General features: G+C 65.0%; 16 protein-coding genes. 8 read left to right on the top strand and 8 right to left on the bottom strand.

Annotation, left to right across the window (positions count from 1 at the left end; all coding sequences use genetic code 11):
* Window positions 1-12: 12 nt before the first annotated feature.
* The 3 genes from AC3WN8_RS24570 to AC3WN8_RS24560 are packed head-to-tail and all read right to left on the bottom strand — an operon-like array spanning window position 13 to window position 2,992.
* Window positions 13-966 carry a LysR substrate-binding domain-containing protein gene (locus tag AC3WN8_RS24570; RefSeq protein WP_492672132.1) on the bottom strand — a complete coding sequence of 318 codons (954 nt, stop codon included), beginning with the start codon at window positions 964-966 and terminating at the stop codon, window positions 13-15.
* Between the two features lie 3 nt (window positions 967-969).
* A complete protein-coding gene (locus AC3WN8_RS24565) occupies window positions 970-2,568 on the bottom strand; it encodes an LVIVD repeat-containing protein (protein ID WP_492672131.1) in 1,599 nt (532 codons plus the stop codon).
* Between the two features lie 28 nt (window positions 2,569-2,596).
* Window positions 2,597-2,992 (bottom strand): RidA family protein, encoded by a 396-nt coding sequence (locus AC3WN8_RS24560; RefSeq protein WP_492672130.1) that lies wholly within the window; start codon window positions 2,990-2,992, stop codon window positions 2,597-2,599.
* A 158-nt stretch (window positions 2,993-3,150) separates the two neighbouring features.
* On the opposite strand from AC3WN8_RS24560, the gene AC3WN8_RS24555 reads away from it, so the two are divergent.
* A complete protein-coding gene (locus AC3WN8_RS24555) occupies window positions 3,151-4,206 on the top strand; it encodes a LacI family DNA-binding transcriptional regulator (protein ID WP_492672129.1) in 1,056 nt (351 codons plus the stop codon).
* A gap of 128 nt (window positions 4,207-4,334) precedes the next feature.
* Here the strand turns inward: AC3WN8_RS24555 and AC3WN8_RS24550 are convergent, their stop codons facing one another.
* The 3 genes from AC3WN8_RS24550 to AC3WN8_RS24540 are packed head-to-tail and all read right to left on the bottom strand — an operon-like array spanning window position 4,335 to window position 6,618.
* Window positions 4,335-5,255, bottom strand: a complete 921-nt coding sequence (locus tag AC3WN8_RS24550) for an ABC transporter substrate-binding protein (RefSeq protein WP_492672128.1) — start codon at window positions 5,253-5,255, stop codon at window positions 4,335-4,337.
* Complete coding sequence (locus AC3WN8_RS24545) at window positions 5,252-5,608, bottom strand: cupin domain-containing protein (protein ID WP_492672127.1); 357 nt, start codon at window positions 5,606-5,608, stop codon at window positions 5,252-5,254. Before AC3WN8_RS24545 ends, AC3WN8_RS24550 begins: the two co-directional genes overlap by 4 nt.
* Before the next feature lie 8 nt (window positions 5,609-5,616).
* Window positions 5,617-6,618 (bottom strand): quinone oxidoreductase family protein, encoded by a 1,002-nt coding sequence (locus AC3WN8_RS24540; RefSeq protein WP_492672126.1) that lies wholly within the window; start codon window positions 6,616-6,618, stop codon window positions 5,617-5,619.
* Between the two features lie 280 nt (window positions 6,619-6,898).
* On the opposite strand from AC3WN8_RS24540, the gene AC3WN8_RS24535 reads away from it, so the two are divergent.
* The 7 genes from AC3WN8_RS24535 (at window position 6,899) to AC3WN8_RS24505 (ending at window position 19,131) form a co-directional block, all read left to right on the top strand.
* On the top strand, window positions 6,899-7,783 hold the full coding sequence (locus AC3WN8_RS24535) for a dioxygenase family protein (RefSeq protein ID WP_492672125.1): 885 nt from the start codon (window positions 6,899-6,901) through the stop codon (window positions 7,781-7,783).
* 10 nt (window positions 7,784-7,793) lie between these two features.
* Entirely contained in the window at window positions 7,794-8,549 is a 756-nt protein-coding gene (locus AC3WN8_RS24530) for an SDR family NAD(P)-dependent oxidoreductase (RefSeq protein WP_492672124.1), read from the top strand.
* Between the two features lie 11 nt (window positions 8,550-8,560).
* The gene (locus AC3WN8_RS24525) at window positions 8,561-9,487 is read left to right on the top strand and encodes a beta-keto acid cleavage family enzyme (RefSeq protein WP_492672123.1); all 927 of its coding nucleotides are present in this window, start codon (window positions 8,561-8,563) and stop codon (window positions 9,485-9,487) included.
* 12 nt (window positions 9,488-9,499) lie between these two features.
* A complete protein-coding gene (locus AC3WN8_RS24520; protein WP_492672122.1) occupies window positions 9,500-11,704 on the top strand; it encodes a TonB-dependent receptor in 2,205 nt (734 codons plus the stop codon).
* A 70-nt stretch (window positions 11,705-11,774) separates the two neighbouring features.
* The gene (locus AC3WN8_RS24515) at window positions 11,775-14,768 is read left to right on the top strand and encodes an amidohydrolase family protein (protein WP_492672121.1); all 2,994 of its coding nucleotides are present in this window, start codon (window positions 11,775-11,777) and stop codon (window positions 14,766-14,768) included.
* An 11-nt stretch (window positions 14,769-14,779) separates the two neighbouring features.
* Complete coding sequence (locus AC3WN8_RS24510; RefSeq protein WP_492672120.1) at window positions 14,780-17,794, top strand: amidohydrolase family protein; 3,015 nt, start codon at window positions 14,780-14,782, stop codon at window positions 17,792-17,794.
* A complete protein-coding gene (locus AC3WN8_RS24505; protein ID WP_492672119.1) occupies window positions 17,791-19,131 on the top strand; it encodes an MFS transporter in 1,341 nt (446 codons plus the stop codon). Before AC3WN8_RS24510 ends, AC3WN8_RS24505 begins: the two co-directional genes overlap by 4 nt.
* An 8-nt stretch (window positions 19,132-19,139) precedes the next feature.
* Here AC3WN8_RS24505 and AC3WN8_RS24500 read toward each other — a convergent pair whose 3' ends face one another.
* Together AC3WN8_RS24500 and AC3WN8_RS24495 are read right to left on the bottom strand one after the other, a co-directional pair.
* Complete coding sequence (locus AC3WN8_RS24500) at window positions 19,140-19,562, bottom strand: DUF4112 domain-containing protein (RefSeq protein ID WP_492672118.1); 423 nt, start codon at window positions 19,560-19,562, stop codon at window positions 19,140-19,142.
* Window positions 19,563-19,603: 41 nt separating this feature from the next.
* Complete coding sequence (locus tag AC3WN8_RS24495) at window positions 19,604-21,067, bottom strand: ABC transporter substrate-binding protein (protein WP_492672117.1); 1,464 nt, start codon at window positions 21,065-21,067, stop codon at window positions 19,604-19,606.
* Window positions 21,068-21,072: the final 5 nt, after the last annotated feature.

Here is a 21,072-nt window from a genome sequence, read left to right as displayed (position 1 = left end):
GGCATCGGATCGTCAGCTGCCCCAGCGTTGCCGGGCGACACGCTCGAGCACATCGAGGAAGTAGCTGACGGCGGGTGCGTGCTCCGCGTCCAGGCGCCAGGTGACGCCGATCGCGCCGGAGCCGATGGAGAAATCGATCGGCAGGCGAACCAGTTCGGGCTGGGTGTCGATCACGCCATAAGGAAGCGCCGCCACCATATCCGTCGTCTTGAGGATGGAGAAATTGGCGAGAATCGAGATCGATTCCACGGCCCGCTCGGGAAGCGCGAGATGCGCGTCGAGAAAACACTGTTCGATCTGTCGGCGCAGCTGGGTTTCGGCCGGGGGCATGATCCATTGCTGGGTCTGGAGATCCGCCAGCCCGACCGTGGCCTGGGCCGCCAACGGATGATCGCGCCGGACCATGATCGAAATGGGCTCGCTGTAGAGTTGCTTCTGCGCAAGCCTCTCGTCGGGGCCGTGTTCGGGAAGCCGGCCGACGACAAGGTCGAGATCGCCGAGGCGCAGCATCGGCATCAGCCTCTCGCTGGTTTCCTCGACAAGCGAAATGCTGATCCCCGGCCGTTCGCGTTTAAGCGCAACGATGCTGTGGGGAAGCAGGTCGGGTGCGGCCGCGAGCAATGTGCCGATTGCGATGCGGCCCGACAGGCCTTCGCCCAGCGCATCCAGTTCCTCGCTCGTATGGCGAACCTCCCCGATGATCCGCTTTGCGCGCCGGATCACCACCTCGCCGTACAGTGTCGGAACGACGCCGCGCGATATCCGCCGGAACAGCGGCTGGCGAAGACCGGCCTCGAGTGCACGGACGATCCTCGTTGCGGCCGGCTGGGCAAGATTGAGCGCCGTCGCCGCGTGCATGATGCTGCCGCGCGCGGCAATCTCGACGAGCAGGTCGAGGTGACGCAGCTTGAGGCGGCTGAGCACGGCATCGGCGGGCAATCCGTCCAGGGGGATGCTGGCTGACATGGTTCATTCCCTCACGGCATTGGGGGCGGGGGCCTTCAGGCTGGGCTTGCCGAGCGCATCGGACGACAGCAGGTAGATGCCGGCAGTGGTGAACGCCCAGATCAGCTTGCGGTCCCACTCGACATGGATGCTCTCGACCGGCGAGTTGTACGAGTTGAGATCGCCGAACTTGCCGCCCATCGGCGGCACATAATAGCCGACATTCTTCGGCTTGGTCGCGTCGGAGATATCGAACACCTGCACGCCTGCGTTGAAATAGGGATAGATGGCGATATTGGCGTCGGGCTGGCCCGGCGAATAGGAGGGGGATGCCCGTTTCGGGCCGAACTTGCCGCGGCGCAGGCAGAAATCCTTATAGGGCGCGTCCTTGGGCGGCATCGGGCGTGGCAGCACGCTCAGCACCTTGGGATGTGCCGGATCCTTGACGTCGATGATGCTGACATCCTTCCACGGCTCGTAGCAATCCTCGTTCATCGGATAGCCGCCGGTCAGCACGATACCGCGCCGGGTGACGCGTGAGGCATCGACATGATCGCCCTCGACGCCGCCCGCGCCCTTGGCGAGTTGCAATGAACTCACCGTCTTCGGATGTGCGGGATCGGCGATGTCGAGGACATAGAATCCCAGGCTGCCCATCGCGGTATAGGCGTATCTGCCGCCCTTTTCGGGGGACACGGGCACTTCCATCGGCAGGCGGCCGCCGGTCCAGGAGGTCTGGTCGCCCGCCGATGGCCATTTGCGATAGGCCTCTTCCTCGCCCAGCCGCTGGCCCGGCACCCACCAGGTCGAGACCAGCCTGGGGTTCGCCGGATCTTCCATGTCGTAGATCATCTGCGCCGGCGAATAGAGCTGGTTGGAAAACTCCATATGCGTGAAGGTGTTGTCCGGCGCGCCCAGCATATAGGCGTATTTGCCGCCGTCATAATTGGGCACGTCGTAACCGCCGCCGCCCTGTTGCACGGTGGCCGAGGGATTGAGCACGTCCATGCTGCGTTCGGCCAGCAGCACCCATTCGGTCGGGCTTTTCAGTTCATAGACGCGGAAGCCGCGCAAACCAGGTGCCTCGAGCACATGGTTGATGACGCTGGGATCGCTGTATTTCTTGTCGTCGAGGCCGCCCTTCGAACGCGGCACCTCGAAGGTCTGGATCATGATCCATTTGCCGAGCTTCTTGTTGTACGCGATCGACGCGGCGCCGAACCACGAACCGTCCTTATATTCCTTGTTGAACACGGTCTTCAGGTTCGTCGGATCGGTGACGTCGTAGACGCGCACATATTGCCGGTAATAATGGAACATGTAGCGCCGGCCGTTCATGTCGACGAAGTGCTGCCAGGTGTGGCCGGGGCGGACGATGATGTCCCAATGCCCCAACACCTTCATGTTCCTGATGTAGTCCTTCTGCTCGAGATGATCGAGGCTGCCCTTCACCGGATTGGGGCCGGCATAGGTGGTGGACGGCGCGGCTTCGGGGTGGATGAAGCGGCCTGTCGCCGGATCCATGCCATAGGTCGCCGGATCGACCGGCTGGGGCGGGCCGCTCGCGATCGAGGCGGTGGAAACCAGGCACGATGCCAGGGCGAGAAGAGGGCGCAGCTTCATCCGATCATCCTTTCCTGTTCACCGGCGCTCAGCGATCGGTGTCGATCACCGCGACCGCCTGGATCTCGATCAGCATCGCCGGATCGGCGAAGCCGGTGACGGTGATCGCGGCGCTGGCGGGAAAGTCGCTGCCGAATATCTCGGTGCGCAATTCCGTCATGCGCGTCGTATGGCGCACATCGACAAGGAACACCGTCATCGTCACGATATCGTTGAGCGTTCCGCCCGCCTCGGCGAGCGTCGCTTCGAGATTGCGGAAGGTCTGGTGGACCTGCGCGTCGAAATCGCCCGCCAGCGGCTTTCCGGCATCGTCCTTTTGCCCGGTATGGCCGGCCAGCCAGATCGTGGTGCCGCCCCGCGTGATCACCGCTGGCGAGAAGGCCCGTGTCTTTTGCCACGTCCCGCGCACAAAGCTCTTCTCCATCCGTGTTCTCCACTCGCAACTATGGCTTGGGACTCGCTCGAGTCCGTTCTCGCAATCGATTGCAGAGAAGCATGGAGTCTGTCAATGTTCAAAAACATCGTTATTCGGGAAAGTGCGGCGTCGCGGTGATCCGCCGGACGCTGGCGGGAGGTTATGGGATGGCGAAAAGGACGGGGCAGGTCCGCGCAATCACCCTGAAGCAGGTCGCGGAGGCCGCGGGTGTCCACGCGTCGACAGTCTCGCGGGCGCTCAATCCCGCCACGCGTTCTATGGTGGTGCCTGATGTGGTGGAACGCGTCCTGGCGACCGCCAGTGCGCTGGGGTATCGGCCCAATCTGCTCGCCGCCGGTCTGCGGACGGGGCGCTCGCATCTGATCGGCGCGCTCGTGCCCGATATCGCCAACACCGTTTTCTCGCCGATCCTGAGCGGCGCGAGCGACCGGCTGGCGTCGGACGGCTATTCGATCGTCGTCGCCGATGTCGGCACCAATCCGGCGCGGCACCTGGAACTCGCGAACCAGCTCGTCGCGCGGCGCATCGACGGCTTCATCCTCGCGACCGTCAGCCGCGACGATCCCGTCGTCGATTTCTGCCTCGATCAGAATCTGCCGGCGGTGCTTGTGAACCGTGCGGAGGAACGCCGGCGCATCTCCGCAGTGGTGTCCGACGATACGCTGGGCATGCAATTGGCGGTCGATCACCTTGTTGAACTGGGCCATGCGCGGATCGGCCATCTCGCGGGTCCGGAGGGGGTTTCGACGGGCTTTCTGCGGCGCAAGGGCTTCTACGATGCGCTGGAAGTGCACGGCCTGCCCGTCGGCGCTTACCCGTGTGAGCCCGCAGGCGCCTATAATCGTGAGGAAGGCGCGAAGGCCGCGCGCCGGCTGCTCGATGCGGCGCCCGACATTACCGCGATCGTCGCTGCGAACGATCTGCTGGCGCTGGGCGCCTATGATGTCGCGGCGGAACGCGGCCTGTCGGTGCCGGGCGATCTCTCGATCGTGGGGCATAACGATATGCCTTTGGTCGACATGGTCGCGCCGCCGCTCACCACCGTGCGGATCAGCCATCGCGAAATCGGCCGCGCCGCCGCCGACCTGCTGTTGCAGCAACTCACCGGCGGCGAAAGTTCGACGCGCAACGTGGTACTCGCACCCACGCTGATCGTCCGTGGATCGACGGCCCCACCGCGCCTGCGGCGCAAGGTGGGTTAGATTTAATCCGTCCGATTTGCAGCACTCGTCATTGCGAGCGAAGCGCGGCAATCCAGATGGCGCCGCAACATTGGATTGCCGCGGGGCTTCACCCCTCGCAACGACGATACAAGGGTAGTTGATCGACCTTAATTCAAGACCGAATCGCGGATCGTTTCGTCGATAAAGGCCGTCGCATCGGCCGCCGCGATCGCCTGTCCGCCATGCCGCCTGCGCAGATCGAGCACCGCTTCGGCGCCCGCGCGATCGATCTCCAGCGAGCGTGTCAGCGCATCGGGCGAGTGGATCAGCAGCTCATAGGCCCTGTCCGCGAGCCGCGCATCGAGCCGGGGCATGTTCTCTCGCAGCAGTCGCACTGCATCCGCGCGGTTCGCCGGATTGGCGAGCCAGGCCAGCGCATCATGCATGGCGCGGATGAACGCCGCCAGCACCGTCCGGTTGGCCTGCGCCCAGCCGCGCCGTGCGGCGCCGACGATTCCCTGATAGGGGCCGATGACATCGCGCGCGCGCCGAAGCGGAATGCATCCCGCTTCGGCCGCGATCATGTCGAGCGGGCCGTTGAGCAATGTCGCGGCCTGCCGCTTCGCGATCAGCGCGTCCAGCCGTTGCGCGCCGCCGCCCACCGCCTCCAGGCGATAATCGCCCATGCCCAGCCCCGCATCGGCCAGCAGTGCGCGCAATACGAAGGCGAAGCCTGTGGTCAGTGCGTCGACCGCGATGGTCTGATCGCGCAGCGCCTCGATACTGTCGAAACCCGGTGCGCCGACCAGACTGAGCAGGCCGTTGTCGAAGCCCGCAAAGGCGAAGAAATCGGGCGCTTCAGACAGGGACGCCGCGCCATGTCCCTCGGCATAGGCGATGACATTGTCGAACGCGGTCAGCGCGATCTGCGCGGTGCTGTCGAACAGGTCGCGCGCCATTTGCGCCGATCCGGGTGTGACCGACAGCCGGACGTCGAGCCCTTGCGCCGCGAACAGGCCGTGCTGTTGCGCGATCCACAAGGGCCAGTTGGAGGCGCCGGCGAAGATCACGACGTCGAGTCGGGTCATGCGATGCGCTCCGCGGCGGCGTTATTTTCCATCGCCAGCAGAATCGTCGCGGGCAGGGCCGAACGATTGACGACGGCGCGGTCCGTGCCCGGCGCGATCCGGCAGGAATCCCATCGATCGAGCGTCACTTTTTCCCCCTGGCTGGTCATTTCCACACTGCCTTCGAGCACGACATAGACTTTTTCCAGCGGCGATGTGCTGGCGGCAATGCCGCCGCCCGGTTCGATGATCGAAATGGCGAACCACATAGCGCGCGACGGCCCCGCATCCTTGCCCTGGATGCGCAGGCAATGCATCGCGACATGGCCAGGCGCCTGATATTCCCGCGCCTCGGCGAAACGCGTCACGTGCATCACACCACTCATCGCGGCACGATCACCACGCGCTCGCGATCCGAACGCATCACCTTGGCATAGGCGATCGCTGCTTCCTCCAGGCTGTGCATGCCGTCCGGCTTCACCGCGAAGGGGCGAAGCGCACCGGATTCGAAATGCGGCGCCAGTTCGGTCAGGCAGGCCACGGTCGCGCGGGTGTCGAGCGCGAGCGTGTCGATCCCCAGATACTGATGCTGGCCACGATAGAATTGCAGGATGTCGAAGGGGACGACGCGATCGATCGTACCGATCAGGATCTGACGCCCACGACGCGCAAGCCCGTCGGCGGCGGCCTGCATATAGGGGCTGCCGACCGTGTTGTAGATCAGCGATGCGCCCTGTCCATCGGTCAGGTCGCGGATCGCGGCGCCGACATCGGCGGCGCTCGAATCGATCATCTCGACTTCGGCATTGGCGTGGCCGACATAGGTTTCGTCGCGTCGCGTGACGCCGATCGCGCGTGCGCCAAGCATCGTCACCATCTGCATCGCGGCCTGGCCGACCTTGCCATTGGCGCCCAGAATCACCACGGCCTCCCCGCGCACAGGCAGGCCGGCGCGTTTCAATCCCTCCCAGGCGGTGACGAAGGGCACGCCGGTGGCGCCCGCCTCGATCAGCGAGATATTCTCGGGCTTGCGGGCGATGCAGTCGCCGTCGAGGACCAGGTGCGTGGCATGCGATCCGTCGCGGCGGATGCCGAGATCGCCGCTTGATCCCCAGACCTCTGCGCCGATCAGCTCGCGTGGGCCATCGACGATCCGACCCGCGAAATCGCGCCCCGGCGTGCGCGGCCATACGGCATAGGGCATCATGCCGATCGCCGCCTTCACGTCGCTGGGATTGACCGCCGCGCAAGCCACCTCGATGATGATCTGGCTTTCGCTGTCGCGCTGCGGCGCACCGTTCTCGATCACCGGAGACAGGCCCTCGACCGTTTCCGCCTTGCTCAGAAGGCGCAGCCTGCGCGACTGGCTGCAATCGGTTGTCATAAAAATCGTCTCCTTCTGTCGGTTCGGTTCTGCACAAAGGTCGCGCAACCCTCGAATTTCAGCCAGATTTCGGCGCGTGGTGCTATATTCGCTCCACATTCCAGCACCGGCTAAAGTGCATTTTGCATTTTTCGTTTGCATCTTCTGCAATCGATTGTAAAGTCATTCTTGTTCGAGGCGTTCCAGCGTCATGTGCCATTCGGTCGAATGACGGTGCTCGATGATAAGAAAATTACGTGACACCCGCAGGAGGCGGGGCCTGAGCAAGGGAGGCGGGGCATTGCCCGACCAGATTGAATTGGATCAGGGCGAATCGCAGCCACACGCCGTCACCGATGCAGTGCTGCGTTCGCTCGCGGGAACTGGCGATGCGCGTCTCCGTCATATCTCCGAAGCGATCACATTGCATCTGCACGATTTCGTTCGCGAGACCGGCCTGACGCGTGAAGAGCTCGATATCGGGCTCGCCTTCCTCAACGCCGTAGGCCAGGCGACGACCGCCACCCATAATGAGGCAATCCTGCTGGCCGACGTCTTCGGCCTGACCACGCTCGCCTGTGATGGCGAGGAAGGGCGGGGGAGCGACGAAGCTCTGCTGGGCCCGTTCTGGCGGATGAACTCACCAGTAACGTCCAATGGCGGCTCGATCGTGCGATCGCTGACGCCCGGCCACCCACTCCTCGTCGCCGGGCGGATCGTCGATCCGGATGGCGCGCCGATCGCTGATGTCGAAGTCGATGTGTGGCAGGCTTCTCCCTGCGGACTCTACGAGAATCAGGATGCGGCGCAGGCGGAGATGAATCTGCGCGGCAAGTTCCGCACCGATGACGATGGCGTCTTCGTGTTCGAGAGCATCATGCCCGCCGGATATCCGGTGCCGACCCATGGGCCGGTCGGCCGGTTGCTCGAACTTCAGGGCCGTCACCCGTTTCGCCCGGCACACATCCATTTCCTCGCCTGGAAGCCGGGATACAGGACGCTGATCACGCAGATCTTCGTCCAGGACGACGAGCATCTGGGCAGCGACGTGGTTTTCGGCGTGAACGACAATCTGGTCGGCACTTACGAACGGTCCGGGGACGAAGAGGGGGCACGCTTCAGTCTGAAGCGGACATTCACCATGCATGCGGGGGAATCGCGGCTTCCGCATCCCCCGATCGATTGAGGGCGATCTGATGGCGAACGGACTTCAGGGCAGGACGGCGGTGATCATCGGCGGCAATGGCGCGATCGGCGCCGCGACCGCCGCAGTGCTCGCCGATGCCGGCGCCCGCATCGTGCTCGTCGATCGCGAGGGCGAAGCGGATCGCGCCCGGATGCAGGCGACATTGGCTGCATTGTCCGGCACGGGACATGGCATCGCCACCGCCGATATTCTCGATCACGCCTCGCTCACCCGATTGCGGGATGCTGTTGCAATCGATTGTGAGGATGTGAGCATCCTGATCAACGCCGCAGGTTTCACGAAGCCCGTCGTCCATGCCGACCTCGAGGCGCTCGACGACGCGCTGATCGACGAGATATTCCGCGTGAACTGGCGCGCCCAGTTCGCCACGATCCGCGCCTTCGCGCCTCTGCTCAAGGCATCGGGCGACGGCCTGGTCGTTTCGCTGTCCTCGATTGCCGCGTTCACAGCGGTCGGATCGAACATCGCCTATTGCGCGGCCAAGGCGGGGATCGACGTCATGACTAAGGCGCTGGCGCGCGCGCTCGCGCCCGAGGTCCGCGTGCTCGCGGTTTCGCCGGGCGTCGTCGACACCGCGTTCGTGCCGGGGCGCGGCGCCGATTTCAACGCGCGGGTGGAAGCGAGCACGCCGCTCGGCCGCATCGCCACCCCGCACGACATTGCCGACGCGATCCTCGCCTGTGCCACCCACCTCCGTTACTCGACCGGGCATATCGTCCAGGTCGATGGCGGGCGGGCGCTGTAGGAGGGAGCTGGATGTTCCCGATCAACAATCCCGTCGTGCTGACTTGCGCGATCACGGGCAATCTGACGACACCCGAACAGACACCACATCTTCCGGTCACGCCTGCGCAGATTGCGCAGTCCGCCATCGAAGCCGCCAATGCCGGGGCTGCCGTCGCTCATATCCATGTCCGCCACCCCGAAACGGGGATGCCGTCGATGGAGATCGCCCATTATCGCGAGGTGGTCGATCGCATCCGCGATGCCCGACCCGAGCTGATCATCAACCTGACGACGGGGCCGGGCGGCCGCTTCGTCCCGTCGCAGGACGAGCCCCACGTCGCCGCGGCAGGTACCACCCTGTTGCCGCCGGAGGCGCGTGTCGAACATGTCGCGCTGCTGCGCCCAGACATCTGCACGCTCGATCTCAACACGATGAATTCGGGTGCGGCAGTGGTGATCAACACGCCCGGCAATGTCCGGCGGATGGCGGCGGTCATTCGCGCAGCCGGCGTGAAGCCGGAGATCGAGTTGTTCGATTCGGGCGACATCGCGCTGCTGCACGATCTCATCAAGGACGGGACGCTCGATCCCGCGCCTTTGTGTTCGATCGTGACGGGCGTGCGCTACGGTTTCCAGCCGAGTGCTCAGACCGCACTCTATGCATCGGGATTGCTTCCGGCGGGATCGCTCTGGGCAGCGTTTGGTATCGGCCGCGCGGCATTTCCGATGGTCGCGCAATCGGTGCTTGCCGGCGGGCACGCCCGCATCGGCCTCGAAGACACCGTGTATCTCGATCGGGGAGTCCTCGCTCCGTCGAACGCCGCGCTGGTCATCAAGGCGCGGCGGATCGTCGAGGACATGGGCAGCCATCTGGCGGACTGCGCTACGGCGCGCCGCCTGCTGGGCCTTGGGGGAGGAATCGCTCCCTCCATTTCAAACAAGAAACCACGGGGATAAGGGAGACTAGCGGTGAAAAACGGTAGCAGAATCATATTCGGCCTGTTGGCGGCGTCCGGCCTGACGGTTCCGGCGGTTGCACAGACGGAGCCGCAGCCCGCCGAAGAGACTGGCGGGCTTGAGGAGATTGTCGTCACGGCGCAGAAGACGCGGGACAATCTGCAGACCGTACCGCTGTCGCTGACGGCTTTCACTGGCGACAGCCTCACCCGATCCAACATCGAAAACGTCAAGGATCTGGCGGCGCGCACCCCCAGCCTGAACGTCGACACCTTCTCGCCCGGCCAGCCGCGCTATTTCATCCGCGGCATCGGCGGAACGGCGGCGGGCTCGGCGCGTGATGCGGCGGTCGGCGTCTTCGTCGATGAGGTCTATATGGGCCGCCCGTCGATGACGAGCACCGACTTCGTCGATATCGATCGCGTCGAGATCCTGCGCGGGCCGCAGGGCACCTTGTTCGGCCGCAACGTCGTCGGCGGTGCACTGTCCTATTTCACACGCAAGCCCGACGACACATTCCGCGCCCAGGCCGCGCTGACCGTCGGCAATTACGACAAGATCGACAGCAGCTTCGCGGTCAGCGGTCCGCTGTCGGAGGGGGTCGCCGCCAAGCTTTCCTTCTCGTCACGCAATCATGGCGGTTACGCCTTCAACGAAACCACCGGCAGGGACATCGAGACCGAGCATTCCAATGCGGTCCGGGCCGCGTTGCGTTTCCAGCCGGGCGAGGGCGTCGATATCCAGTTGAACGCTGATTATTCGAAGCTGACCGGAACCGGGAATTGGTGGCATCTGCTGCGCGAGGGGCCGAATTCTATCGGCAAGGCCAATGCCGATCCCCGGCGCGGGCGCAATTACACCGATGACGGCTTCAACCGGATCCGCAACGGCGGCGTCAGCCTCAATGCGCGGTTCGATTCCCCGATGGGCGAGATCGCGTCGATCACCGCCTATCGCGAATCGAAGCTGCGCACGCGCGCCAACACCACCGGACTGTTCGTCGCTGAACTGACCGATCCCAACCGCAATCAATATCACCACACATTGTTCATCCAGGAGGATGACACCGATTCGAAGCAATTCTCGCAGGAGCTTCGGCTTGCCAGCGATATTTCGGACCGGCTGAGTTCGGTGTTCGGCATCTACTATTTCCACGAGAAGGTCGATACGACCAACATCACCGACTATCGTTTCCTGCGCTTCAATTCGCAGGGCCGCCGTCGCTTCGATGCCAGCAACACCACCGATTCCTATGCGGCCTTCGCCAATCTCGCCTGGGAAGTGACCGATCGCCTGAAGTTGCGCGGCGGCCTGCGCTGGAGCCGCGACGAAAAGGACCATGTCGTCGTCGCCGGCGGCAACAACTACACCCCCTATCGCAGCGGCGGTGTGATCGTGCCCGGCTTCACCGCGCCCGGCCGGGCGGCGTGGAGCGCGCTCACGCCAGCTTTCTCGGTCAATTTCCAGGCGACGCCGACCAAGTTCATCTACGCCTCGGTCTCGCGCGGTTTCAAGAGCGGCGGCTTCAGCGACACCGAAGTCGAGCGGCTGAGCGCGATGGAGCCTTTCGATCCGGAATTCGCCTGGAATTACGAAGTCGGCCTCAAGAGCGAATGGCTCGATCGCAGGCTGCGCTTCAACGCTTCGCTCTTCTACACCGACTATACCGACCTGCAGGTCACGGTGATCCGCCAGGTCGATCCCAATTTCCCACCCTTCGGCGTCACCGGCAATGCCGGCAAGGTCGTGACCAAAGGCGCGGAGCTGGAGATCAACGCTGTTCCGGTCGAGGGTTGGAACCTCTACGGCACCTATGCCTATACCGATTCCAACATCAAGGAACTGATCAGCGGCACGGCGAACCTGCGCGGCAATCGCCTGCCGCGTGCGCCCAAGCATAAATTCTCGATCGGCACATCCTATTCGGTCGATGTGCGGGACAAGGTGCGGATCACCGGGCGTGCCGAATATACCTACAGCTCCAACTTCTATTCCTCGATCCTCAATTCCCCGGTCGACCAGATCCCCAATCTGAAGAATCTGGATCTGGGGCTGTCCTTCTCCACGCCCGACGACAAATGGTCGCTCGAACTGTGGGGCAAGAACGTCACCGACCGGCTGAACATCAACACCATCTCCGAAGTCCCGCCGCTCGACGGCTATGCGCAGTTCCAGCCGCCACGTACCTACGGTGCGACGCTGCGGTTCCGCTACTGAGCGATGCGGACCCGGCCGGGCGCGTCCTGCGCCCGGCCATATGAAAAGAAACGGGTTGTGGAGGGTGCAAGTGAAAAAGTGGCTCGCTCTGTCGATGAGCGTGACGGCGCTGGCGGGAAGCCCCGCATCGGCTGAAACGCGGCAATTCTCGGTCGACGAAGGCACGAACTTCGCGGCGGCGCTGTCGCCGGACGGCAAGGATATCGTCATCGATCTGCAGGGCGAGCTGCGCATCCTGCCCGCCGCCGGCGGTGCGGCGCGCCTGGCCGTCACTCTTCCGGACGAGGCGCGACTGCCCGCCTGGTCGCCCGACGGTCGCTGGATCGCCTTCCAGCATTTCTCCGCAGGGCAATGGCGGATCTTCGTGATGGCCCGCGACGGCACCGGTCTGCGCCAGCTCACCAACGGCGCCGCCGACGATCGCGAGCCCGTCTGGGCGCCGGACGGCCGTTCGATCTTGTTCAGCTCCGATCGTGCGGGCAATTTCGATATCTGGCGGGTCGGTCTGGACGGCGGTGCGCCCGAACAGGTGACGACATCGCCCGCCGAGGAATATTTCCCCGCCATCTCGAAAAGCGGGCGGCTGGCATTCGTGTCCGCCGGCAAGGACGGCCGCAGCCTGGTCGTGCACGAGAATGGCGAAGATAGGGTGATCCTGTCGTCGAAGGACGAACTGGTCGGCCCGAACTGGAACGCCGCGGGCGACCGGCTCGCCTATGTCGAATATCGCGAGATCTACGAGGGGCGCGATGCCGGCCTGAGCGTGCTCAACCTCGTCGATCCGGCGACGGGCAAGGTGGCGCGCGGCAGCGCTTTGCGCGAGGACGTGTTCGTCGGCCGGCCGCAATGGGCGCCGGACGGGCAGCTCTTCTATACCGCCGACGGCAAGATCCGCCTCCGCCGAGATGCGCGGGCGCGCGACATTCCCTTCACCGCGCAATTCACGGTCGAGCGCCCGGCGCCCTATCGCTTCAAGCGCCAGGATCTCCGGTCGGCGGCGGCGCAGCCGGCCAAGGGTATCATGGCGCCGGTGGTCTCGCCCGATGGCCGCCAGATCGCCTTTGTCGCGTTGGGCGATATCTGGCTGCTCACCATCGGCAAGGCCGAGCCCGAAAAACTGACCGACGATCCCTGGGTCGATATCGACCCGGCCTGGTCGCCCGACGGAAGCAAGCTCGCTTTCGCGTCCGACCGGCGCGGCACGGGCACGATGGACGTCTATGTGCGCGACATGAAGACGGGTCGCGAGGAGCGGGTGAGCGACACCGCCGAAAGCCTGACCGCGCCCGCCTTCTCCCCCGACGGCAAGAGCCTGGCGGTGACCATGCTCAATCATGGCGACTGGCACGCCAACACGCTCCACGTCCTTGATCTCGCGACGCATGGCTTGCGCAAGCTCGACGATCCGCAATTCAAGCCCAGCGGGCCGCGCTGGCTGCCCGATGGCAGCGCGATCGCCTCGGTCGCGCTCGACTATATTTCCAAGCGCTATCGCAAGGGGCTGAACGAGGTCCGCATGGTGCCGCTCGACGGTTCGCCCGCGCGTTTCGTCAGCCCCACACCGGGCGTCGCGCTCGGCATCCGTTCGGCGAACGGCATCACCTGGTCGCCCGACGGTCGCCAGGCCGCCTTCGTCGAGGACGGGACGCTATGGTCGGTCGCGACGTCGCCCGATGGCGGCTTCATCGGCACGCCGCGGCGATTGACCGGCGATGTCGCCGATTATCCGAGCTGGACCGGGGATTCGAGATCGATCGTTTTTGCATCGGTCGACAAGCTCAGGCGCCTGAACATCGACGACGGATCGATCGAAGAGATTCCGTTGACGCTGAACTGGGCGCCGCGTCGCGCCAAGGGGCGCAAGGTGATCCGCGCCGGACGTCTGTTCGATGCGGTCGCGAGCGGTTATCGCACCGATGTCGATATCCTTGTCGAAGACAATGTCATCAAGGAGATCGTCCCGCGCCGCGAACGCTGGGACGATGCCGAGATCGTCGATGCCTCGGACAAGACGGTGATCCCCGGTCTGTTCGAGAATCACATCCATAATTTCATCATCAACGGCGAGATCACCGGCCGCGTCGCTCTGTCCTACGGCATTACCGCGATCCGCGAGCCCGGCACCGAGCCGAGCGAGGGGCGCGAGTCCAAGGAAGCCTGGGCAAGCGGGCGCCGCGTCGGGCCGCGGCTGTTCACCACCGGGCTGATCGAGGGCGGGCGGGTCTATTATCCCATGTCCTTCCCGGTGCGCTCGCCCGCCGCGCTGGAACTGGAGCTCGATCGCGCGGCGCGCTTCGATGTCGATTTCATCAAGACCTATGAGCAGCTCGACGCGCCGTTCCTCAAGCGCACCATCGAATTCGCGCATGGGCTGGGCATTCCGGTCACCTCGCACGACGCCTATCCGGCGGCCCGCTTCGGCGTCGACGCGGTCGAGCATCTCGGCGCGCGCGACCGTGCATCGATCGGCGACCGGCAGTCGGCGCTCGGTAACATCTACAAGGACGTCGCGCAGATCTACGCCCAGTCGGGCATGGCGGTGGTGCCGACCGCGATCGGCGGTTCGATGCGCACCGGCGGCTATTATCTGCAGCAGGCGGGGCGCTCGATGCTCGATCTGCCGCAGATGCGGCTGCTGCCCGAACGTTTCCGCAATTCGCCGCAGATCGCGGGCGCGGTCGTACCGGGCAAGTCGACCTTCGATCCGAAGCTGCTCGCGGGTTCGACGGGCGCGCTTCGCACGCTGATCGCCGCAGGCGTGCCGATCCCGACGGGCACCGATACCGCTTTTTACAATATCGGCTTCGGCGTGTTCGGAGAGCTTTGCTATTATGTCGATGCCGGGCTGACACCGGCGCAGGCGATCCGCCAGGCGACGATCGAATCCGCGAAACTCAACCATGTCGAGGATCTGCTCGGCTCGATCGAGCCGGGCAAGCTGGCGGACATGGTGATCCTGTCGGGCGATCCGCTCGCCCGCATCACCGATCTCGTCAACGTCTCCGCCGTCGTTCGGGACGGGGAACTCTACACACTCGACCGGCTGCTGGCCGGACCGCGCTGAAGGGGGCGATGATGCGCAAGACATTCAAGCTGCTGCTGCCGAGCCTGATCGCGATGGCGGCGTGCCCCGCACTGGCAAAGCCGGTTTCGTTCGAAGCCCGCGAAGGCACCAATTTCGCGGTCGCGGCGTCGCCCGATCGTTCGGCGATCGCGCTCGACCTGCAGGGGCGGATCTGGGTGCTGCCGTTCAAGGGGGGCACCGCCCGGCCGATCACGCCGGTGATGGACGAGGCGCGCTTCGCCGCCTGGTCGCCCGACGGCAAATGGCTCGCCTATCAATATTATCGTGACGGCGGCTGGCATATCTGGATCAGCCGCCCCGACGGCAGCGATCAGCGCCAGCTCACTTTCGGCACCAGCGACGATCGCGAGCCGCGCTGGAGCGCCGACGGCCGCGCGATCCTGTTCGGATCGGATCGCGCCGACGGCTTCGACATCTGGCGCGTCGATGTGGCGACCGGTGTTATCGCCAAATACAGCCCGGCGTCGAGCGATCCCGCGCGCGAGGAATATTATCCCGATGCCTCGCCCGATGGCCGCAGCATAGCCTATATCGCCGCTGCCGGCCGCGGGCAGAGCCTGGTGGTCGAGACCGATGGCCAGGCACGCACGCTGCTGACGGTCGAGGGCGACGATCTCGCCTTGCCGCGCTGGAGCGGCGATGGCGCGCGCATCGCCATCAATCGCTACAATGAGGATCGCGCCGAAAGCGCGCTCCAGATCGTCGATGTCGCGACCGGTGCGGTCGTACGCGGTGACGATGCTCGTGAGGACCTGTTTCCGACCGGGGCCTCCTGGCTGGACGGCGATCGGCTCGCTTACGCTGCCGACGGGCGGATCAAGATTCGCCGTATCGGCGGCGATGCCTCGGCCGTGCCCTTCCGCGCGCGCTTCGACGTGGTGTCGCGGCCCGACTATCCCAAGCGCCGTTTCGATCTGAGCTCGACGGGACCGCGGGCGGTGAAAGGCATCATGCGTCCGCGCGTGTCGCCCGACGGCAAGGCGATCCTCTTCACCGCGCTCGGCGATCTGTGGCAGCTCGATATCGGCAATCCCAAACCCCGCAAGCTGACCGACGACGCCTATCTCGACGTCGATCCCGCCTGGTCGCCTGACGGCCGGACGATCGCCTATCTGTCCGATCGCCGCGGCGTCGGGACGACTGATCTCTATCTGCGCGATGTCGCGACGGGCAAGGAACGCCGGCTCACCGAAACCTCGGACGATCTGATGCAGCCCGTCTGGTCCCCGGACGGCAGGAGCATCGCGGTGTTCATGCGCGATGCCAATGACTGGCATGCCGCGCGGCTTCACATCGTCGATGCAGCGACGGGTGCGCTGCGCAAGGTCCATGACGGCCTGTTCCTGCCTTCCACGCCGACCTGGTCGCCCGACGGCAAGGCGATCGTCACGCTGGCGCTGCGCACGCCGGGCAAGAGATTCCGCAAGGGCTACAACCAGTTCATGACGATCGACGTCGCGACCGGTGCGACGCGCTTCTCGACGCCCGACAAGAACCGGTCGGTCTCGGCGCGTAGCCAGACCGCACCCGCCTGGTCGCCCGATGGCGGCAGGATCGCCTATCTGCACCAGGGCGTGTTGTGGACGGTCGCGGTCGACGCGCGCGGCGACATGGTCGAGGCGCCGGTGCAACTGACGCGCGACTATGCCAGCTATCCCAGCTGGAGCGGGGATTCTCGATCGATCGTCTATCTCGACGGCACCGCGTTCAAACGCATCTCGCTCGTCGACGGCGCGATCGAGAATATCCCGTTCGAGCTGAGCTGGAGCCGGAAGGCGGAGGCGCAGCGCACCGTCATCCAGGCCGGGCGCGTGTTCGACGCGGTCAGCGCGGGGTATCGCCGCGATGTCGATATCGTGATCGACGACAACCGGATCACCGAGATCGTGCCGCGCCGCGCCGATTGGCCGGGCGCACGCATCGTCGACGCGGTGGGCAAGACCGTCATTCCTGGCCTGATCCAGACGCATGTCCATCATTTCGTCAGCGACGGGGAGGGGCCTGGACGGACCTGGCTGTCGTTCGGCGTCACCTCGGTCCGCGAGCCGGGGGCGGAACCCTATGAGGCGCTGGAACGGCGCGAGGCCTGGGCCAGCGGCCGTCGCCTCGGCCCGCGCCAATTCTATTCGGTGATCCTGGAGGGCGACCGGCTCTATTACTGGATGAATATCGGCGTCGGGCCCGACGCGCAGCTCGACATGGAATTGCAGCGCGCGCTGACGCTCGATTACGATTTCATCAAGACCTATGAGACGATGACGCACGAAGTGCAGCGCCGCATCGTCGATTTCTCGCATCGCAACGGTCTGATGGTCGCCTCGCATGAGCTCTATCCCGCCGCGACCTTCGGCGTCGATGCGATCGAACATATGGGCACGCGCGATCGTATGCAGTTCGCTGATCGCATCTCGATGCACAATCGCGCCTATGACGATGTCGTGAAGCTCATGACATCGTCGGGCATGTATATCAGCCCGACATCGGGCGGGCGACTGCCTGGAACCAGCTTCACCTATCAGATGCGCAAGCTGCCCGGGCTGCTCGACCTGCCTCAGCTCAAGGCTTTCCCGCCGCGCTATATCGCGGCCTATAAGCGCGCGATGGCCTATTTCGAAAAGGCGCATGGCGATCGCGCGGCGGAGGCTGCGCGCGACGAGCTGGCGACACTCAAGACCTTCAGCGATCGGGGCGTCGTCATCGGCGCCGGCACCGACGGCGGCACAGTCAGCTATGGTTTTGGCGAGATCGCGGAGGTCATGCATCTTGCCGAGGCCTATGGCGCGGAAAAGGCGCTGCGCTCGGCAACCATCGAGGGCGCGCGCATCCTGGGCGCCGATGCGCAGCTCGGCACGATCGAACCGGGCAAGCTCGCCGATCTGGTGGTGATCGACGGCGATCCGCTCGCCGATATCCGCGACCTGCTCAAAGTCGACACGGTCATTCGCGATGGGCAGCCAATTGCGCTTGCCGAATTGCTGGCCAAGCCCGGAGCCGAAGCGAAATGACGACCGGCACACCATCCACCCTCGACGTGGTCGAGGCCATCGATGCCGCCCCGATCGGTGCCCTGCAGATCCGGGTTTTCCTGCTCTGCGCACTGGTCGCGATGCTCGACGGCTTCGACACCCAGTCGATCGCCTTCGTCGTACCGGTGATCGCGTCCGATTGGGGGATCGACGGCAGGACTTTTGGTCCCGTCTTCAGCGCCGCTCTTGCCGGATTGATGATCGGTCAACTGGTTCTCAGCCGGCTTTCAGACCGGATCGGGCGGCGTAAGACGATCATCCTGAGCACCGCCATCTTCGGCGCGCTGACACTGGCGACCGCCTTTGCCCAGGATTGGTGGACCTTGCTGACATTGCGCTTTCTGGCGGGCCTGGGGCTGGGCGGCGCGATTCCGAACATCATGGCCATGACATCGGAATTCGCGCCGCGCCGTGTGCGGTCGATGATGATCGCCATTGCCTTTGGCGGCTTCCCATTGGGCGCAGTGCTTGGCGGGTTTCTGAGCATCCGGCTGATCGGTGATTTCGGCTGGGAGGCGGTTTTCATCGCGGGCGGGGCCGCTCCATTGCTGTTGGTGCCGATATTGCTGTGGCTGCTTCCGGAATCGCCTCGCTTCCTGCTGCGGAGCGATACCGAAGAACACGCGTTGCGACGGGTGATGGACGCGATCCGTCCCGGTGGCGTAGCGCCTGGAACGCGTTTTGTCGCGGACGAGCCGGTCGTGTCGCATTCGGGGTTCGCCGCGCTTTTCCGCGACGGACGCGCGTTGAGCACGTCGCTGTTATGGGCGGTGTTCTTCATGAGCCTGCTCATCATCTATTTCCTGATGAGCTGGCTGCCGTTGATCGTGAAGGAGCGGGGGCTGCCAATCGACATGGCCATAACGGCGGCGATTGCTCTCAACCTTGGTGGTGCGGTCGGTGGTGTCGTGCTGGGCCGGATGATCGATCAATTCGCGCCATATGCCGTGCTGGCGGTCGCCTATATCGTCGGCGCGGCTGCGATCGTCGCGCTCGGTGCGTCGGGCGCGGTCGCCACGCTGATCCTGCCGATCGCCTTTGTCGCCGGCTTTTGCACGATCGGAACGCAGACCGGACTGAGCGCCTTCACGACGAACCTCTATCCCACCGATCTGCGGTCGACCGGGATCGGCACCGCGCTGGCGGTGGGGCGTATCGGCTCGATCGTGGGGCCAACCGCGGGCGGTGCGCTGATGGCGGCGGGCAGGCCCGTCGGCGAAGTGTTCATGGTGGTCGCGGTGCCGCCGATCTTCGCCGCGCTCATCCTGCTCGTTTTCGGGCTAGCGCTGCGCCGCCGTGAATGCGCCGCGACATAGGGGCAGCTTTACCCTTCGATCGTCACCGTCGCGGGATGATGCTTGTCGAGATGCCGCTTGATGATCCGCAGGTTTTTCGTGTTCGAGCGGAAGAGGAAGTCGAACAGATCGCCCGCGACGGGGATGGCGCCGAGCAATGTATCGATGCCGACATTGGCCGCCATCCGCGTGATCTGAAGCTTGGACATGCCCAGATTGCGCGCTTCCCAGACAATCCAGGCGCCCATCGCCGCGGTCACTATGTCGCCGACGACCGGCACCAGCCCGACGATCGAGTCGAGCCCGACCGGGCGGTTGATGCCGGGAATGACGAAAACGCGTTCGAGCACCGCTTCCATTGCCTCGACACGCTGCCGGATCGCGGCGGGGTCGCGGCCCAGTTGCGGCAATCCCTGGGCGATACGTTCGAACTGATCGGGCGAAACGCGCATGCGATGCTCCTCTCCTGCAACGCTCGATATGGGGACGGCGCTCAATGCTTCAACAGGTGGTGCAGCGGATGGGCGGCACGGTTGTTGGTGCGGAAGCCGCGCAGCGACGGACGCACGAGCGACCAGCGCAACGGTGACGCGAGCGGGATGAAGGGCGCGTTTACGGCATAGGCGGCATCCGCCTCCGCGAGTCTGGCGGCGCGTTCCGCCAGCGTCGGTGCCGCGCGTGAGGCCGCAAGCGCCGCGCTGCCGGTCTCGCCGCAGGGCAGGCCGATCTCGCAGGACAGGCGGGTGAGATACCAGGTTGCGCTGTCATTGGGCGCGACCGAGTCGATCAGGCGCAGATCGGCAGGAGCATCGACCGATACGCGCTGCGCGATGATGCCGATGCGGCCGAGATCGATGGCGATCCGCGTGAACAGCAATCGTGCGCCCGGTCCATCGGGCAGTGCGATACGCAATCGTGGAAATTCCGCATTATTGCCCCGCCATGCGGCGACCCGTGCGCGTGCAAGCGCAATGCGTTCGGGCATCGCCATTGCCGCCCATTCGGGCAGTGCGGGGCCGGCGCGCATTTCCAGCCGGTCCGGAACGATGGAAAGCATCGGCCGCCAGCCCGGTACGGAAAAGGCCGCGACCAGCGCGTCACGGTCGATCGCCATGGCGATGGCGCTGCGATTTTCGGCGCTCGCCAGAAAGCCTTTCTCGCTCGTCACCGCCAGCCCGAACAGGCCGCGGGCCGGATCGAAGCGCAGTTGCGTCGCCGGCGGATCGAGCGCGCGCGCGACCGCGAGATCGGCGAAGGTCCCGCCGAGCACAAGATCGGCTTGCCCGCGGCCATAGCGCGCCAGCGCGCGCGCGGCGCGTTCGGCGCGCAATGCGACGGGATAGCGCGCTTGTTGCTCTTCGGGGAAATCGGGATCGGCGATCGGCGTAAGCGCGATCGCGCCATGGCTCTGGTTCGCGATGCGATACGGCCCGGTGCCATGCTTGCGGGCCAGAAAGCCCATTTCGGGCTGGGTCAGCAGATCGAGAAAATGGGGGCGCGGGCGGCTGAGCCGAATCTCCAGGATTTCCGGCGTGACCGCGACGATCTCGTCCACCGCGCTGAAATAGGGTGCGAAACGGTTGCCTTCGCCCGGATTTACCGCGGCGCGCAGGCTGTGTGCCAGTTCCTCTGCGACGACGGGACGGCCCGAGCGCCATTCGGCACGACGCAGGCGGAATATATAGCTCAGCCCGTCATCCGAAACGATCCAGCGCTGCGCCAGCCCCGGTTCGATCCGGCCTGAGGCATCGAGCGCGACCAGCCCTTGCGCCACTGCGAGCAGCAGCACCGCCTGGGGCGGTTTGGCCTCGTCGCGCCCGATGAGCTTGAGTTCGGGGGCGGGGCCAATAACGCTCACGCGGACGGGCCCGTCGAGCTCGCCCTGATTCCAGCAACCCGCAAGCAATATGGCGAGGGACGCTGCGATGATCCCGTGGATGATTCGGACACGCGTCATCAGTC

It is taken from the genome of Sphingobium sp. FW305-3-2-15-F-TSA7 (assembly GCF_058787155.1).
The sequence above is the reverse complement of the archived record's forward strand: the minus strand, read 5'-3'. Positions and strand labels throughout refer to the sequence as shown.